Origin of the sequence: Erwinia rhapontici, from assembly GCF_012271765.1 — a bacterium.
Lineage (GTDB): Bacteria > Pseudomonadota > Gammaproteobacteria > Enterobacterales > Enterobacteriaceae > Erwinia > Erwinia rhapontici.
Window position 1 is genome coordinate 249,783 of sequence record NZ_VRKO01000015.1, and the last position, 16,772, is coordinate 266,554.

Here is a 16,772-nt window from a genome sequence, read left to right on the forward strand (position 1 = left end):
GGCAATTCGGATCAAACAATGAAACAACACGATCGGGCAGATATTTCTGCCAGCACGCTCTATATCGTTCCAACCCCCATCGGTAACCTGGGCGATATCACCCAGCGGGCACTGAAGGTGCTTGCGAGCGTCGATCTGATCGCTGCGGAAGATACACGTCATACCGGGCTGTTGCTACAACATTTCGCCATCAATGCGCGGCTCTTCGCACTGCATGATCATAATGAACAGCAGAAAGCCGAGGTGTTGCTGGAGAAGCTGCGCGAAGGTCAAAGCATAGCGTTAGTTTCCGATGCTGGCACGCCGTTAATTAATGATCCCGGCTATCACCTGGTGCGCTTGTGCCGCGAGTCGGGCATCCGTGTGGTGCCATTACCCGGTGCCTGCGCGGCGATCGCCGCATTAAGCGCTGCCGGATTACCGTCCGATCGTTTCTGCTACGAAGGGTTTCTGCCCGCGAAAAGTAAAGGGCGCTGCGACACGTTACGTGCGCTCGAGCAGGAACCGCGGACCATTATTTTCTACGAGTCCACGCATCGCCTGTTGGACAGCCTGCAAGATATGGTCACCGTGCTGGGCCCGGATCGCTATGTCGTGCTGGCCCGTGAAATTACCAAAACCTGGGAGTCGATCTTTGGCGCGCCAGTGGGTGAACTGCTGGCGTGGGTGCTGGAAGACGAAAACCGCCGTAAAGGGGAGATGGTGCTGATTGTTGAAGGTTATCACGCGGTTGAAGAGGCATTGCCAGTGGAAGCTCTGCGTACCCTGGCGCTGCTCCAGGCCGAATTACCGCTGAAGAAAGCCGCTGCACTTACCGCCGAAATCCACGGTGTGAAGAAAAATGCACTTTATAAGCATGCGCTGGAGCAGCAGGGTGAGTGACAAGCCGTAGAAAACCCTATACACTGCGCGCCGAAGCTGACCAGACAGTCGCCGCTTTGTTGCCGTCCTCCTTCGGGGGAGACAGACAGAGGGGAGGAAAGTCCGGGCTCCATAGGGCAGGGTGCCAGGTAACGCCTGGGGGGCGCAAGCCCACGACCAGTGCAACAGAGAGCAAACCGCCGATGGCCCACGTAAGTGGGATCAGGTAAGGGTGAAAGGGTGCGGTAAGAGCGCACCGCGCGGCTGGCAACAGTTCGTGGCACGGTAAACTCCACCCGGAGCAAGGCCAAATAGGGGTTCACCAGGTACGGCCCGTACTGAACCCGGGTAGGCTGCTTGAGCCAGTGAGCGATTGCTGGCCTAGATGAATGACTGTCCACGACAGAACCCGGCTTACCGGTCAGCTTCGAACTCATTCAGGAAAAACCCCGCTTCGGCGGGGTTTTTGCTTTTAGAGCGCTCAACGGCGAGATGAATGACTGTCCACGACACTCTCTATGAAAGGAAGGCGGCTTACCGGTCAGCTTCGAACTCATTCAGGAAAACCCCGCTTCGGCGGGGTTTTTGCTTTTACGCCCCCCTACGATGTCTTGCCCGGTGCCCATTACTCTGCCCGCCCTTGACGCATGACAAGGCAGCCTCGCTGCCTGCCTCTTTATAATCAGTGCCGTTTTGTCTCTCACTGGTGCGACCTATGGCTTATCAGCTCAATCTAAACTGGCCCGAATTTTTAGAGAAATACTGGCAAAAACAGCCAGTTGTTTTAAAAAATGCGTTCCCACACTTTGTCGATCCGATTACGCCAGATGAACTGGCCGGCCTGGCGATGGAGCCGGAAGTCGACAGCCGCCTTGTCAGTTATACCGATGGTCAGTGGCAGGCCAGCAATGGGCCTTTTGAACACTTTGATGGCCTGGGTGAAAGCGGCTGGTCGCTGCTGGCGCAGGCGGTAAACCACTGGCACGCGCCCGCAGCCGAGCTGGTGCGTCCGTTCCGCGTATTGCCGGACTGGCGTTTAGACGATCTGATGATCTCTTATTCCGTACCGGGGGGCGGTGTCGGGCCACATATCGATCAATACGATGTCTTTATCATCCAGGGAATGGGCCGCCGTCGCTGGCGTGTTGGGGATAAACTGCCGCTGAAGCAGTTCTGCCCACACCCTGCGCTGTTACATGTGGAGCCTTTCACACCCATCATCGATCACGAGCTGGCACCAGGTGACATTCTGTATATCCCACCGGGCTTCCCACATGACGGTTTCACCTTCGAAACCGCACTGAACTATTCTGTCGGTTTCCGCGGGCCTAATGGCCGCGATCTCATCAGTAGCTTTGCGGACTATGCGCTGGAAAACGATCTCGGTGGTGAGCATTACAGCGATGCTGATTTAACCTGCCGCGAACATCCTGGGCGGGTCGAAGAGTATGAGCTGGATCGTTTGCGCGCGATGATGATCGAGGTGATCAATCAGCCCGCAGACTTTAAGCAGTGGTTTGGCCGTTTCGCCACCACGCCGCGTCACGAGCTGGATATCGCGCCCGCCGAGCCCGCTTATGAACCGGATGAAATTGCTGAGGCTCTGCTAAGTGGTGACATGCTGACCCGCCTGAGTGGGTTAAGGGTGCTGCAAGTGGGTGAGCATTTCTTTATTAACAGCGAACGGCTGGAGACGGTCGATACACAAGCCGCTGATGTGCTGTGCCGCTACACCGTGCTCGGTAAAAACGAGCTGGGTGACGCGCTGCACAATCCGGTTTTTGTGGCTGAGCTCACCGCGCTGGTGAATCAGGGCTACTGGTACTTTGACTGCTGACACACTGTCAGAGCACCAGGAGGGCGCTGAACCGGCAGAGTGCAGCAATCGGGGCGAGATTATACCGGGAGATCGATAACCAGCGCCCGCAATGGCGTTTTTGCCGTCAGCGTCACGCTCTGTTCTTCGTGCAGGAACGCACCGTCACCACAGGTCAGAGCCTCCTGCTGCTGCGAATGCGCCATGGCCTTCAGCGATCCGTGAATCGATTGCAGATAGGCGCGCGTGCCGTTCAGCGGCAGGCTGTAGCTCTCGCCCGGTTCCAGCACCACCTGATGGATCCACACCTGCTGGCGCAGTTGCAGGCTGCCTGCGCTGCCGTCCGGTGAGGCCAGCAGCGTATAACGCTGATGTTCAGACACCGGCATCCGTTGCACTGATGCATTTTCCCGCTGCGGGCAGGCATCCAGCCACAGCTGCATACGCGTCAGGCTATGTTCTTTACTGATATTATGTTCTGAATAGCTCACTCCCGGCTGCGTGGCCAGCAACAAGGCTTCCCCGGCCTGCGCCTGCACGTGATTTCCCTCGCTGTCGCGATACTCTGCTGCACCCTGCAAAATCAGGTTCAGCACATCGACTTTCGGATATGTTCTGGGCTGGAAGGAAGCCCCTGGTGCCAGCACTTCCTGATTGAGTACGCGTAATGATGCGTAGCCAAGCAGTTTGGGATCAAAATAGTGACCAAAGGAGAAGGTATAGCGCGCCTGCAGCCAGCCGTAATCGGCTTTGCCACACTGTTGAGCGGTTCGACTGGTTATCATAGCGTTCTCCTTATCGGCCAGAGAAATCCCGACCGTTTATTATCCTGTTATGGTAAGTTTCTGGACGCCGGATTGTTAGCCAGTTAATCTGCTGGCAATATTCAAATTTCCTGACAGAGAATCACTATGGCCAAAGATCGCGCTCTGACGCTGGAAGCGCTGCGGGTAATGGATGCTATCGATCGTCGTGGTAGCTTTGCTGCCGCAGCGGATGAGCTGGGCCGTGTGCCTTCCGCTCTGAGCTATACCATGCAGAAGCTGGAGGAAGAGCTGGATGTCGTGCTGTTTGACCGCTCAGGCCATCGCACCAAATTTACCAATGTCGGACGTATGCTGCTGGAGCGCGGTCGTGTGCTGCTGGAAGCGGCCGACAAGCTGACCACGGATGCGGAAGCGCTGGCACGCGGTTGGGAAACCCACCTGACGATTGCCACCGAAGCGCTGGTCTCCACTGAACTGTTGTTTCCACTGGTCGGGAAGCTGGCCGATAAAGCCAACACCCAGGTGTCGCTGATGACCGAAGTCCTGGCCGGTGCATGGGAGCGTCTGGAGCAGGGGCGAGCCGATATTGTGATTGCCCCGGATATGCATTTCCGCGCCTCGTCAGAGATCAACACTCGCAAACTCTACACGCTGATGAGCGTCTATGTGGCCAGCCCGGAACACCCGATCCATCTGGAACCCGAACCGCTTTCGGAAACCACACGCGTAAAATATCGCGGCATTGCGGTGGCGGATACCGCGCGTGAGCGCCCGGTATTGACGGTGACCCTGCTCGACAAACAGCAGCGTCTGACGGTCAGCACCATTGAAGATAAGCACCGTGCGTTATTGGCGGGCTTAGGTGTCGGCACAATGCCTTATCCGATGGTGGAAAAAGACATCGCGGAAGGAAGGCTACGCGTGGTCAGCCCGGAATATACTCGTGAAGTGGATATTATTATGGCCTGGCGGCGCGACAGCATGGGCGAAGCAAAGTCCTGGTGCCTGCGGGAGATCCCGAAACTTCTGGCGAAACGCCAGGGGTAGCCACCCGCAGTATCAACGGCAGACTATTGAGCGGTATTTGTTTCCTGTGAATGCTCAATGCTGTTGAAGGTTGAAAAGGTCTGATAATAATAATGGCCCACAAAAGCCACATAACAGAGCATTACCACTGCCAGGCAGATTGCGATAGGTTTGATCATAGCTCCATCCCCATATTGATTTCGTTTTAGGTGTTTACGTCAGTAAAGATACGTAAGCCCTCAACGCGGGAATTTGTGCCAGATCAATAAAGGGTGCGGAACTTCCAGGGCGAGTGAAAATCCGCCCTGGATGCTAAAGATCAGCCGAAATGTCGGTCACGGCCATGAGGCTGATCCCAGTCGAATGCAGGACCCAGCGAGATCACGCCGCTGGGATTGATGGTCTTGTGGCTGCAGTAGTAATGATGGCGAATATGCTCGAGGTTAACTGTCTCCGCCAGACCGGGTGTCTGCCAGAGGTCGCGCAGAAAACCGTTCAGGTTCAGGTAGTCACTAATACGATGGCGATCGCACTTGAAGTGAGTGACATACACCGGGTCAAAACGCACCAGCGTGGTCCACAGGCGGATATCAGCTTCGGTGAGTCGTTCACCGCTCAGGTAGCGATGCTTGCCCAGCAGTGACTCAAGACGGTCAAGTGAGGAGAACAGCGCGGTGACCGCTTCATCATAGGCTGCCTGACTGGTGGCAAACCCTGACTTATAGACGCCGTTGTTCACCGTGTCATAGATCCAGCCGTTCAATGCATTAATCTCTTCATGCAGATCCTGCGGATAATAATCCCCGGCGCGCGCGCCCACACCGTCAAACGCACTGTTCAGCATACGGATAATATCGGCAGATTCGTTACTGACAATCGTGTGCTGATGCTTATCCCACAGCACCGGAACGGTCACACGGCCGCTGTACTGCGGATCGGCATGCAGGTAGAGTTGATAAAGATATTCGTTCTGATACAGGCTGTCGCCGGTAGCAGCAGGGAAATCTTCATCAAAGGTCCAGCCGTTTTCCAGCATCAGGGGATGCACAACAGAGACGGTAATCATCTCCTCAAGCCCTTTCAGCTGGCGCATAATGAGCGTGCGGTGTGCCCAGGGACAGGCAAGAGAAACATACAGATGATAGCGGCCCGCCTCAGCACGAAAACCCGCTTTGCCACTCGGACCGGCTTCACCGTCGGCGGTGACCCAGTTGCGAAAAGCCGATTCGGAGCGTTTAAAACGGCCTCCTGTGGCTTTAGTGTCATACCACTGATCGTGCCAGACTCCCTCAATCAGTTGTCCCATGTTCTGTTCTCCTGTCCTTAAAATGAAAAGGGGCGAGGATATGATCCTCACCCCCCGATAAATCAGTATAGCTAACTTACCACTTCTTACCCAGCAGACGGTCAATGCTCAGAGCACCCGGGCCGGTGATAGCCAGCAGCAGGAAACCACCTGCAATGCTGATATTTTTCAAGAACATGGTTGAACCATCTACAGCAAAGTTACTGTGCGCCAGGATAGCGGTCAGCACGGTAAAGATGGCGGTAATCAGCGCGGTGGTACGGGTGAAGAAACCGAACATAATTGCCAGACCGCCGCCGAATTCGAGCAGTACGGTCAGTGGCACGAAGAGGGCCGGAATACCCATTGACGCCATAAACTGCTGCGTACCTTCGTAGTTGGTCAGTTTACCCCAGCCTGCGACAACGAACAGCGCGGCCATCAGGATGCGAGCAATAACAACACCAGTATCTTCTAATTTTTTCATGATTAACCCCAAACAAGAATTTGTGGTCGTGCAAGCTGGCCCGACCGTATTTTACTCAGGCCTGACGCGTCTTAAGCGCTCAGTGCCGTTCGTTGCTGGAGATAATAGTCGGGTAAGGAAAACATTGTAAGCGAGATAATCTGTCGAAGATGTTCAAGAAATCTGGGGGTTGTTTAAGCCGCAAGTCAATGCGGCTTTATCATGCAGAAGATTAACGGCGAGGCAGATAATTACGCACCATGCGCCAGGTGCTCCAGGCGCCCAATCCGCGTCTGGCCCAGCGGCCCATAAAGCGCGGATTACGCACGGACCAGATAGCCATCACACCGCTGCCAACGGTCAGCCAGCGTTTGGCGCTGAGAAGCGCCAGAAAACCGTGATCGTAGCGTGCAGTTGTGTCCAGCCAGGCTTTACGCCCGGCACTGAGATCCAGCCGTTGTTGCTGGATTTCGCGTAACAGTTCCGCTTTGCGTAAATCGAGCTTACGGCTCATTTACTCATCCTCCAGCAGCTTGCGGTCTTCCGACAGCTCCTTGCGGGTGGCGCTCAGTAGCGTAGAACGGCGCGATTTCGCCAGTGTCCACAGGCCAAAAATCAGCGCCAGCGCGAACAATACACCGGTGGTAATCGCAATCGCCATCAAACGATACTGAGCATCGACTGCCCAGATAATCAGCACCATCAGGCTCATCAGTCCGAAGGCAGTGAACAGCATCGTCAGGCCAACCATCAACAGCATTTGAATCAGGTTGGCTTTTTCAGCTTCCAGCTCCACCACTGCCAGCCGGACACGCGTTTCCACCATCCCGACCAGGGTAGTGACAATGCGTTGCCCGATATTAATGACCCCTTTGCCGGGGCCGTGGCTTTGCTGATGCTCTGCCATATTAACGACGGGTCAGCAGAACGCCCAGTACCACGCCAACGGCGGCGCCAATACCGACGCTGGTCCACGGATTGTCGCGTACATAGACGTCGGCACGATCGGCCGCTTCACGGGTGGTCTGGGCAATGCGGTCACCGGAGTCACCCAGGCGCGCGCGGGTATCTTTCAGCGCGCTTTGCGCTTTGCTGCGCAGTTTATCCAGCTCGGTTTTCGATTTCTCACCGGAAGTGGTTAACACTTCTTCCAGGGTATCAGCCAGGTTTTTCAGCTCGGCGCGCAGATGTTCTGATGTGGTGTCTTTAGACATTGAAAACTCCTTAAATTTAGTTTTAATGACGTTGGCAGCTTTTAGCCTTAATACGGCGCAGCCTGCACTTCCTTCAGCTCTTGTTGGGCTTCAGCCAGTTTCTTTTCGCGTTTGGCAATTTTGTCGCGGTCGTTACCTTCCGCTTTTTCCTGCTTGAGTTCTTGTTCCCGCTCGGTCACTTTTTTCTCGTGCTCTTTAATCTTTTCCTGATGCGCTTCTTTCAGTCCTGCATCGCTGCAGTTAGCACGTGTTTCGGTTAACGCCCGCTCCAGGCCGTTCACCCGACGTTGATTGTCGTGCTTCTGTGCAATATCGATTTCGTGCTGAATAGCGCGTTCTTTCTGCTGACAGAGCGTGTCTGCCTGAGCGAAAGTAGCCAGGGTAAGCAGACTGATGCCGAAAATAATCTGATGTTTCATGGTGATCGTGACCTTCCTTTGCGTGGATATCAGGTTAGAGATATCGTAATCCTGGAACGGGTGTGAAGCTTTTTACTGCTTATGAAGCATAGACAGAAAACAGAGAAAGCTCAAAAAGAGAGAATATTCTTAGAGATAGCCCCGCCTTAAGGAAGGGCTGGCAAATCACTGTTAGCCAACAGACTGAGGGCTAAGGCTGATGCGGTTTATCCAGTTTGATGCGCCGTGGTTTTCCTGGCGCGCAATATCAAAGCCATGAGGCAGCAGCTTGCGCAGCACTTTTTCGGCCGCATCACTTTGCTCTAATGAGTCAAATTTTATCACCAGAGAATTTTGCTCCGGCGTAATACTTTTAATATGTATGCCCTGAGCGCTCAGCGTCTGGTAGACGTAAAACCCATCGGGCAGGCTGATCCCCTGGCGAGAAGCGCGGATTTGTAAGGCACTTTCACTGCGGAACAAAGCGGGCATAAATGCCAGCGCCAGCAGCGCAAGGGTGGCCAGTGCGACCAGAGGAATAAGCCGCAACGTGCGCGTGGATAACTTCATAAATCCAGGCATCATGAGTTTCCTTTCTCATTCGTCGACTGTTTTTTTCGCCACAGAACATACAGCGAGCCAAACAGGCCGAATACCAGTAATACCAGGGGTAGTAGCATCAGACAAAACATCATCTGATCTTCGTATTTGAGGAAAATAGGGGTTTTACCCAGTGCGTAACCGATGACGGTCAGAATCAGCACCCAAAGCAGTGCGCTCATCCAGTTAAAAAACTGGAAACGGGCATTGCTCAGGCCGGAAAGCCCCGCAATAGTGGGCAGTAGCGTGCGGACAAAGGCAATAAAGCGACCAACCAACAGCGCGGAAAGTCCGTGGCGGTGAAACATCTGGTGGGCGCGCTGGTGATACTGCGCGGGCAAATGCGACAGCCATTTCTGCACGGTGACCGTATTACCCAGCCATCGTCCCTGGATGTAGCTGACCCAGCAGCCAAGGCTGGCGGCGGTGGTCAGTACACAAACGGTCAGCGCGAAATTCATTGTCCCTTTAGCAATCAGCACGCCGACCAGAATCAGCAGGCTGTCGCCGGGCAGAAAGGCGGCGGGAAGCAGGCCGTTTTCCAGGAACAAAATCATAAACAAGATAAAATAGATGGCCCATACCAGCGTGGGATCCGCCAGGGTGGCGTAATCTTGCTGCCAGAGGGCGTGCACCAGGGATTTGAAAATATCCATTAGTCGTCCTGAACGTCATAGTTGGCTCGTTTCACGGTTTTTTGCACACTTAATTGATTGTTTTATCGGTGCGTTTTAGCCAGTTAACGAGCGGCTGAACAGCTTCGCGGGTGAATATCACAGCTTGTTCTTACCCACGCAGGAAGGATAAAAATAAGCAAACAATTGTAACAAAATTACGTTAGCCTGGACAGGAAGAAACACAAGTCCAACGATGTTTTACCGTTGGAACAGGCTGTCTGAAAGGAGTTTTACACAGGCTGACACTATTGACCGTATTTTGACTCAATGAGTTCCTTCAGCCTGAATGAAGAGTGCTATTTTTCGTCGTTCGAGACGGTATCTGGCATCACGACAGGATTTTCCGCAAACATATAGCGGTCAACGTTGAATTCAAAGTCATCGGTTGTGGCGTGGAACAACATCTGTTTGGTGTTTTCAAGATGCTGCCACATGGCCAGTTTGCTGGCGGCCGGATCTTTACGCATCAGGGCTTTAAGAATGGTGTCATGGTCTTCACACCAGCTCTCAATCGATTTATCGTCGATATGTTCATGCAGTTTGAGCCAGTAAGGGTTATGCAGTCGGTGCAACCACATTTTTTCCACTATCGCCGCCAGTGCGCTGTTCTGCGTCGACAGTGCGATCTGTACGTGGAATTTCATGTCCCACTCGGAATCGCGGAAGCGGTCTTCTTTGCGCGCCTGCGTCTGGATTTCCATTAATTGCAGGATATCCTGGCGTGTCACCTGGGTGGCGGCGAACTCGGCAACATTGCTTTCAATTAACTGGCGGGCCTGCAACAGTTCAAACGGACCAAAATTGGCGAATTCTAACTGGCTGCTGGTGGTAACGCGGTTCTGCTGGCGCTGAGAGATAACGTGAATGCCGGAACCTTTACGCACTTCGACGTAACCTTCCACCTCCAGCATGATGATGGCTTCACGCACCACGGTGCGGCTGACGCCCATCTCTTCGGCGATAAAGCGTTCCGCGGGCAGCTTATCACCCACCTGATAAATATCCTGCTCAAGGCGGCGCTTCAGCTCGGCAGCAAGTTGTTGATAAAGGCGGCGCGATTCTGTTAATTCCATGCTCCAGACTCCCGTTGAGCACACTCTGAGAATGGAATTTGTTATACCACTTTTACCTGTAACGGGTCGACTGAAAAGAAAGTCGAGTCCGTGCGCTATTCGGTGCCTGGCCGGGCGGCCCCTCTTTTACGGTCCGCCCGTCCTGTCACAGGTAGCATTACCCCTAATGCTGCGTCACTACCCCCATCATTTTTTCCTTTTTCTCCTGCTCAAGCTCAGAAATCGGTTTGTTTTTCAGCAGGGTCCAGATAGCCACCGCGCCTAACAAATCAAACACCGCCAGTGCGGCAAACAGTGGGCTGAAGCCCATGGTATCGGCCAGCGCCCCAACCACCAGTGCAAACATAGTACTGGCTGTCCAGGCCGCCATCCCGGTCAGGCCGTTGGCGGTTGCCACTTCATTACGGCCGAAAACGTCAGAAGAGAGGGTGATCAGAGAGCCGGACAGTGCCTGATGGGCAAACCCGCCCACGCACAGCAGAGCGATCGCTGCATACGGGCTGGTAAACAGGCCAATGGTGCCGGGGCCAATCATCAGTACGGCACCCATGGTCACCACCATCTTGCGGGAGACAATCAGGTTTACGCCAAACACGCGCTGGAAGAACGGGGGCAGATAGCCGCCGACAATACAGCCGAGATCGGCAAACAGCATCGGCATCCAGGCGAACATCGCAATCTCTTTCAGATTGAAGCCATAGGCCTTAAACATAAACAGCGGGATCCAGGCGTTAAACGTGCCCCAGGCGGGCTCCGCCAGAAAGCGCGGTAGGGCGATCCCCCAGAACTGGCGGTTGCGGACGATCTGCCAGGCCGACATTTTCTTGCCGTTATTCGTCTGGTGTTGAGCTTCCTGCCCGGAAAGAATGTATTCGCGTTCTTCAGGATCGAGTTTTTTCTGATCCTTAGGATGTTTGTAGAACACCAGCCAGCACAGCGCCCAGATCATGCTCAGGATGCCGGTGATAATAAAAGCCATCTGCCAGCTGTGTGCGACAATCGCCCACACCACCAACGGTGGCGCCAGCATGGCCCCGATCGACGACCCCACATTGAAATACCCTACGGCTATCGAGCGTTCTTTGGCCGGGAACCACTCGCTACTGGCCTTGAGTCCTGCCGGGATCATTGCTGCTTCAGCGGCACCCACTGCACCACGAGCAATCGCCAGCCCGCCCCAGCTTCCCGCCAGCGCGGTCGCGGCACAGAATATCGCCCAGAGAATGGCAAACATGGCATAGCCGATTTTGGTGCCCAGCACATCCAGAATGTAGCCTGCTACGGGCTGCATAATGGTGTAACAGGCCGAATAGGCCGCCACGATGTAGGAATACTGCTGCGTGGTGATATGCAGCTCTGTTTCCAGCGTGGGGGCGGCAACTGCAATAGCATTACGCGTCAGGTAACCCAGTATGGTACCAACGGTCACCAGACCGATCATGTACCAGCGTAACCCTTTAATTTTACGCATTTAAAACCTCTTCCCGTCATTATTATTGATGCCTCGTCACGGACGGGCACCTTGTCTCGGCGGAACGGCTTGATAGTGACTCACCCGCCCTGTCTTCAAACGATAACCTTGCCTGCTTAATCTCAACCGCCGCCACGATAACTTGTCATACAGATTTAAAAGTTGAGAGCCATCACAAAAACCATTTTTGCAATGGGGGATAATAAAAGGGCTTTAAAGACAGATGGATAGCGCTTAATGACGTGAGTGAGAGGATAATTCACCCATAAATAGTGGTGTTTTTGTGATCGAGTTCTCACTATTATTCCAGCGCTAATCACAATTGGTATGATAACTTTGTTGGCATTGAGACGATGCAGGAGAGACCGTATGTCACGCTTTATGAGTGAAGACTTTTTACTGGACAGTGAGTTTGCCCGCAGGCTTTACCATGATTACGCTGCCGACCAGCCCATCTTCGATTATCACTGCCATCTGCCTCCGCAGCAGATAGCCGAAAACTACCGTTTTAACAATCTGTATGACATCTGGCTGAAAGGCGATCACTACAAGTGGCGGGCGATGCGTGCCAACGGCGTGCCGGAAGCGCTTTGTACCGGCGATGCCAGCGATCGTGCAAAATTTGATGCCTGGGCGCGGACGGTGCCGGATACCATCGGTAACCCTCTGTACCACTGGACGCACCTTGAACTGCGCCGTCCGTTTGGCATCACCGATACGCTGCTGTCACCCGCCACGGCCGACACGATATGGCACCAGTGTAACGAGATGCTGGCGCAGGATGCGTTTAGCGCCCGTGGCATCATGCAGCAGATGAACGTCAAAATGGTTGGCACCACGGACGATCCGGTGGACGACCTGCGTCATCATCGTGCACTGGCGGTGGAGGGCAGCTTCACAACAAAAGTGTTGCCAAGCTGGCGGCCGGATAAAGCCTTCAATATTGAAGCGGAAGGGTTTGTCGATTATCTGCAAACGCTCTCTGCGGTGGCGAATGTCGATATCACCCGTTTTGATGATCTGCGGCGTGCGCTGAAAGTACGGCTTGATCACTTTGCGGCCCACGGCTGCAAGGTCTCGGATCATGCGCTGGACGTGGTGCTGTACGGCGAAGCGGATGACGTCACGCTGGACGGTATCCTGGCACGTCGCCTGACGGGAAGCCTGCTGCAGGAGAGCGAGGTGGCGCAGTTTAAAACCGCGGTGCTGGTGTGGCTGGGCGCGGAATATGCCAAACGTGGCTGGGTGCAGCAGTATCACATAGGCGCGCTGCGCAATAACAACCGCCGTCAGTTACTCCTGCTGGGGCCGGACGTAGGGTTTGATTCGATCAACGACCGTCCGCTGGCTGAACCGCTGTCGCGCTTGCTGGATGCGCAGAACCGGGACAACGCGCTGCCAAAAACCATCCTCTACTGCCTGAACCCGCGCGATAACGAAGTGCTGGCGACGATGGCCGGAAATTTCCAGGGCGAAGGGCAGCCCGGGAAGATGCAGTTCGGTTCGGCGTGGTGGTTTAACGACCAGAAGGATGGCATGGAGCGCCAGATGACCCAACTGGCACAAATGGGGCTGTTAAGCCGCTTTGTCGGCATGCTGACCGACAGCCGCAGCTTCCTCTCCTATACCCGCCATGAATACTTCCGTCGTCTGCTGTGCCAGATGATCGGGCGCTGGGTGGAAAAAGGCGAAGCGCCGGGCGATATCGCGCTGCTGGGCGACATGGTGCAGAACATTTGCTTTAACAATGCCCGCGACTACTTCGCGATTGAGCTGTAAGAGGATCTACGATGCGCAAGCTGAACCGAAACGACTTTCCCGGGCCACAGTATCCTGAGCGGATCATTCAGTTTGGTGAAGGTAATTTTCTGCGTGCCTTTATCGACTGGCAAATCGATCAGTTGAACCAACACACCCGTCTGGACGCTGGCGTCGTGGTGGTGCGGCCGCTCAGCAGCGGCAGTCCACGCAGCCTTAACAGCCAGGATGGGCTGTATACCACGGTGATCCGCGGGCTCAATACGCAGGGTGATGTGGTGAGCGAGCCGCGGCTGATCCGCTCCGTCAATCGCGAAATCCAGCCCGTGCAGGATTTTGCCGCGTTTATGGCGCTGGCGACGGACCCGCAGCTGCGGTTTGTGTTCTCCAACACCACGGAAGCGGGGATCTATTTTGATCCGGCAGATACGCTGGAATCCGCGCCTCCGGCCAGCTTCCCGGCCAAACTGACCCGCCTGTTACTGGCCCGCTGGCAGCATTTTGACGGCGCGCCTGATAAAGGCTGGCTGATGCTGCCCTGTGAGTTGATCGATAATAACGGTGACGCCCTGCGCGCCCTTGTACTGCAAACGGCGCAGGCCTGGCAGTTGCCTGCCGCGTTTGTGAGGTGGGTGGAGCAGCACAATACCTTTTGTTCGACGCTGGTGGACCGCATTGTTACGGGCTACCCCGACGATGCCAGCGAGCTGGAAGAGCAGCTCGGTTATCGTGACGAGTATTTGGTGGCGGGGGAGGTTTACTATCAGCTGGTGATCCAGGGGCCGTCCTCTGTGGCGCAAGCGCTGTGTCTTGACCAGCTGGCGCTGAATATCCTGCTGGTTGATGACATCAAACCTTATAAAGAGCGCAAGGTGGCGATCCTCAATGGCGCACACACCGCAATGGTGCCGGTGGCGTTTCTGGCCGGGCTGGAGTCGGTGGGTGACGCGATGGTTGATGCAGAGGTGGCTGCGTTTGTTGATGATACGCTGCGTAAGGAAATTATCCCGACGCTGACGCAGCCGCAGGCAGCGCTGAATGCGTTTGCAGACGAGGTCCTTAATCGTTTTCGTAACCCGTTTATCCGCCATCAACTGAGCGCAATTGCCCTCAATGGCATGACGAAGTTCCGCACCCGTCTGCTGCCCGCGCTGCTGTGGCAGCATGCAGAGAACGGGGCACCATCGCCGCGCCTGAGCTTTGCACTGGCAGCGCTGCTGGCGTACTACCGGGGTGAACGCAACGGCCAGCGTTATCCGTTGCAGGACGATGCGCACTGGTTAGCGCGTTTTGCCACGCTGTGGCCGCAGGTTGACTGCCATGATATTCCCCTGCGCCAGCTGGTGGATGACGTGCTGAGTGATGCCGCGCACTGGGGGCAGGACCTCACACAGCTGGCCGGGCTGAGTGCGAGCGTCACGGCACAGCTGCAACAGATCCTCCAGCTTGGCATGCGTGCGGCACTGGCGCAGGTAAACGAAGGGGCGAATCATGCAAAGCATCATTAAAATTCACAGCCTGGATAACGTGGCGGTGGCATTGCGTGATCTGGAGGAGGGGGAGCGCGTCAGCGTTGCCGGACACGCTCTGGTGCTGAAACAACCGGTGGGGCGTGGGCATAAATTTGCTCTGCACCCGCTGGCAACGAATGCGTTGGTGATGAAATACGGCCTGCCGATCGGCCATGCCACGCAACCGGTGAGTGCCGGTGAAATCATTCATTCGAACAATGCACGCACTAATCTCAGCGATCTGGATGAGTACCAGTATCAGCCGGAGTTTGCCACGCTCCCTGAGCAGGCTGCTGACCGTGAAGTACAGATTTATCGCCGCCGCAGTGGTGAAGTCGGCATCCGCAATGAACTGTGGATCCTGCCGACCGTGGGCTGCGTCAATGGCATTGCCCGTCAGATCCTGCAACGTTTTCTGAAAGAGACGGCAGAGGCGGCTGATATCGACGGCGTGCACCTGTTCAGCCACCCGTTCGGCTGTTCGCAGCTTGGGCAGGATCACGTAAACACCCGCACCATGCTGCAAAATATGGTGCGTCACCCCAACGCCGGGGCAGTGCTGGTGATCGGTCTTGGTTGTGAAAACAATCAGGTCGATGTTTTCCGTGAGACGCTGGGTGAAACAGACGAGCAGCGGGTGAAGTTTATGATTTGCCAGCAGCAGGATGATGAGGTGGAAGCCGGGCTGGCGCTTCTGCATGAACTTTACGAGGCGATGCGCTATGACCAGCGTCAGCCAGGGCGCCTTAGCGAGCTGAAGTTCGGGCTGGAGTGCGGCGGATCGGACGGTTTGTCTGGCATTACCGCCAATCCGTTGCTCGGGCGTTTCTCCGACCAGATGATCGCCAACGGTGGTACCACGGTGCTGACGGAGGTGCCGGAGATGTTCGGGGCAGAACGTATTCTGATGAGCCGCTGCCGCGATGAAGCCACCTTCAGCAAAACCGTGAAGATGGTGAACGATTTCAAAGCCTATTTTATTGCCCACAACCAGCCGATTTATGAAAATCCGTCACCGGGCAACAAAGCGGGGGGGATCACCACACTGGAAGAGAAGTCGCTGGGCTGCACGCAGAAGGCCGGGCAAAGCCAGGTGGTCGATGTTCTCAACTACGGGCAGCGGCTGACACAGCCAGGGCTTAATCTGCTCAGCGCCCCGGGAAACGATGCGGTGGCGACCAGCGCACTGGCCGGAGCGGGTTGCCATATGGTGTTGTTCAGCACCGGACGCGGCACGCCTTACGGGGGTTTTGTCCCCACGGTGAAGTTAGCCACCAACAGCGAACTGGCGGCGAAGAAGCCACACTGGATTGATTTCGATGCCGGGCAGCTGATCCACGGCGTGGAGATGCCCGCACTGCTGGCGCAGTTTGTCGATACCATCGTGGCGATTGCCAACGGGCGACAGACGCGTAACGAAGTGAATGATTTCCGGGAACTGGCGATTTTTAAAAGCGGGGTAACGTTGTAATCCCGGGAGAGGAGTACGGCGAATGGCGTAGGGGCGGATATGCCTTGCGCTGGGTCGGGCATGCCCGACCCCTACATCTGAACGGCGCAGGGGCGAGGCACGCCTTGCGCTGGGTCGGGCATGCCGACCCCTACATCTGAACGGCGCAGGGGCGAGGCACGCCTTGCGCTGGGTCGGGCATGCCAGCCCCTACACCTGAACAGCGTAGGGGCGAGGCACGCCTTGCGATGGGGCGGGCATGTCCGACCCCTACACCTGAACAGCGTAGGGGCGAGGCACGCCTTGCGCAGGGTCGGGCATGTGTAGGACCGGGTACATAGGTAACAGATCAGACCGGGCACACAGGTAACACTTTTATGCCGGGTCGACCCTGATAAT

The 16,772-nt window shown here is 55.5% G+C and carries 17 protein-coding genes and 1 other RNA gene; 7 read left to right on the top strand and 11 right to left on the bottom strand.

Going from position 1 to position 16,772, the window contains the following annotated elements; translation table 11 throughout:
• Nucleotides 1-18: 18 nt before the first annotated feature.
• The 3 genes from rsmI to FVB43_RS16745 all read left to right on the top strand — a co-directional run bounded on the left by rsmI (nucleotide 19) and on the right by FVB43_RS16745 (nucleotide 2,698).
• Nucleotides 19-882 (top strand): 16S rRNA (cytidine(1402)-2'-O)-methyltransferase, encoded by an 864-nt coding sequence (gene rsmI / locus FVB43_RS16735; RefSeq protein ID WP_133842508.1) that lies wholly within the window; start codon nucleotides 19-21, stop codon nucleotides 880-882.
• A gap of 32 nt (nucleotides 883-914) precedes the next feature.
• Nucleotides 915-1,294, top strand: an RNA gene (gene rnpB / locus FVB43_RS16740) — RNase P RNA component class A.
• 282 nt (nucleotides 1,295-1,576) lie between these two features.
• Nucleotides 1,577-2,698 carry a ribosomal protein uL16 3-hydroxylase gene (locus FVB43_RS16745; RefSeq protein ID WP_133842507.1) on the top strand — a complete coding sequence of 374 codons (1,122 nt, stop codon included), beginning with the start codon at nucleotides 1,577-1,579 and terminating at the stop codon, nucleotides 2,696-2,698.
• Between the two features lie 59 nt (nucleotides 2,699-2,757).
• On the opposite strand, the gene FVB43_RS16750 is transcribed toward FVB43_RS16745, so the two are convergent.
• A complete protein-coding gene (locus FVB43_RS16750) occupies nucleotides 2,758-3,462 on the bottom strand; it encodes a pirin family protein (RefSeq protein ID WP_159336814.1) in 705 nt (234 codons plus the stop codon).
• Between the two features lie 126 nt (nucleotides 3,463-3,588).
• On the opposite strand from FVB43_RS16750, the gene FVB43_RS16755 reads away from it, so the two are divergent.
• Nucleotides 3,589-4,491, top strand: a complete 903-nt coding sequence (locus FVB43_RS16755) for a LysR family transcriptional regulator (RefSeq protein WP_133842505.1) — start codon at nucleotides 3,589-3,591, stop codon at nucleotides 4,489-4,491.
• 298 nt (nucleotides 4,492-4,789) lie between these two features.
• Here the strand turns inward: FVB43_RS16755 and FVB43_RS16760 are convergent, their stop codons facing one another.
• The 10 genes from FVB43_RS16760 to FVB43_RS16805 all read right to left on the bottom strand — a co-directional run bounded on the left by FVB43_RS16760 (nucleotide 4,790) and on the right by FVB43_RS16805 (nucleotide 11,654).
• Nucleotides 4,790-5,776 (bottom strand): glutathione S-transferase family protein, encoded by a 987-nt coding sequence (locus FVB43_RS16760; protein ID WP_133842504.1) that lies wholly within the window; start codon nucleotides 5,774-5,776, stop codon nucleotides 4,790-4,792.
• Between the two features lie 76 nt (nucleotides 5,777-5,852).
• Entirely contained in the window at nucleotides 5,853-6,242 is a 390-nt protein-coding gene (locus tag FVB43_RS16765; protein ID WP_133842503.1) for a DoxX family protein, read from the bottom strand.
• A 211-nt stretch (nucleotides 6,243-6,453) separates the two neighbouring features.
• Nucleotides 6,454-6,735, bottom strand: coding sequence for a YqjK-like family protein (locus FVB43_RS16770; RefSeq protein ID WP_133842502.1), 282 nt, complete (start codon nucleotides 6,733-6,735; stop codon nucleotides 6,454-6,456).
• The gene (locus FVB43_RS16775; RefSeq protein WP_133842501.1) at nucleotides 6,736-7,128 is read right to left on the bottom strand and encodes a phage holin family protein; all 393 of its coding nucleotides are present in this window, start codon (nucleotides 7,126-7,128) and stop codon (nucleotides 6,736-6,738) included.
• A gap of 1 nt (nucleotide 7,129) precedes the next feature.
• The gene (locus FVB43_RS16780; RefSeq protein WP_133842500.1) at nucleotides 7,130-7,435 is read right to left on the bottom strand and encodes an ElaB/YgaM/YqjD family protein; all 306 of its coding nucleotides are present in this window, start codon (nucleotides 7,433-7,435) and stop codon (nucleotides 7,130-7,132) included.
• Between the two features lie 47 nt (nucleotides 7,436-7,482).
• Nucleotides 7,483-7,854, bottom strand: a complete 372-nt coding sequence (locus FVB43_RS16785; protein WP_133842499.1) for a DUF1090 domain-containing protein — start codon at nucleotides 7,852-7,854, stop codon at nucleotides 7,483-7,485.
• Nucleotides 7,855-8,025: 171 nt separating this feature from the next.
• The gene (gene mzrA, locus FVB43_RS16790; protein ID WP_133842740.1) at nucleotides 8,026-8,415 is read right to left on the bottom strand and encodes an EnvZ/OmpR regulon moderator MzrA; all 390 of its coding nucleotides are present in this window, start codon (nucleotides 8,413-8,415) and stop codon (nucleotides 8,026-8,028) included.
• On the bottom strand, nucleotides 8,415-9,089 hold the full coding sequence (locus tag FVB43_RS16795; protein ID WP_133842498.1) for a DedA family protein: 675 nt from the start codon (nucleotides 9,087-9,089) through the stop codon (nucleotides 8,415-8,417). The genes mzrA and FVB43_RS16795 overlap by 1 nt, the downstream gene beginning before the upstream one ends.
• 317 nt (nucleotides 9,090-9,406) lie before the next feature.
• Entirely contained in the window at nucleotides 9,407-10,183 is a 777-nt protein-coding gene (exuR, locus tag FVB43_RS16800; RefSeq protein WP_133842497.1) for a transcriptional regulator ExuR, read from the bottom strand.
• Nucleotides 10,184-10,346: 163 nt separating this feature from the next.
• Complete coding sequence (locus tag FVB43_RS16805; RefSeq protein ID WP_167864334.1) at nucleotides 10,347-11,654, bottom strand: MFS transporter; 1,308 nt, start codon at nucleotides 11,652-11,654, stop codon at nucleotides 10,347-10,349.
• Nucleotides 11,655-12,023: 369 nt separating this feature from the next.
• On the opposite strand from FVB43_RS16805, the gene uxaC reads away from it, so the two are divergent.
• From uxaC to FVB43_RS16820, 3 genes are read left to right on the top strand one after another with little or no spacing between them, the layout of a single operon-like run.
• The gene (gene uxaC / locus FVB43_RS16810) at nucleotides 12,024-13,433 is read left to right on the top strand and encodes a glucuronate isomerase (RefSeq protein WP_167864335.1); all 1,410 of its coding nucleotides are present in this window, start codon (nucleotides 12,024-12,026) and stop codon (nucleotides 13,431-13,433) included.
• 11 nt (nucleotides 13,434-13,444) lie between these two features.
• Nucleotides 13,445-14,920, top strand: coding sequence for a tagaturonate reductase (locus FVB43_RS16815; protein ID WP_133842494.1), 1,476 nt, complete (start codon nucleotides 13,445-13,447; stop codon nucleotides 14,918-14,920).
• The gene (locus tag FVB43_RS16820) at nucleotides 14,904-16,394 is read left to right on the top strand and encodes a UxaA family hydrolase (RefSeq protein WP_133842493.1); all 1,491 of its coding nucleotides are present in this window, start codon (nucleotides 14,904-14,906) and stop codon (nucleotides 16,392-16,394) included. Before FVB43_RS16815 ends, FVB43_RS16820 begins: the two co-directional genes overlap by 17 nt.
• Nucleotides 16,395-16,772: the final 378 nt, after the last annotated feature.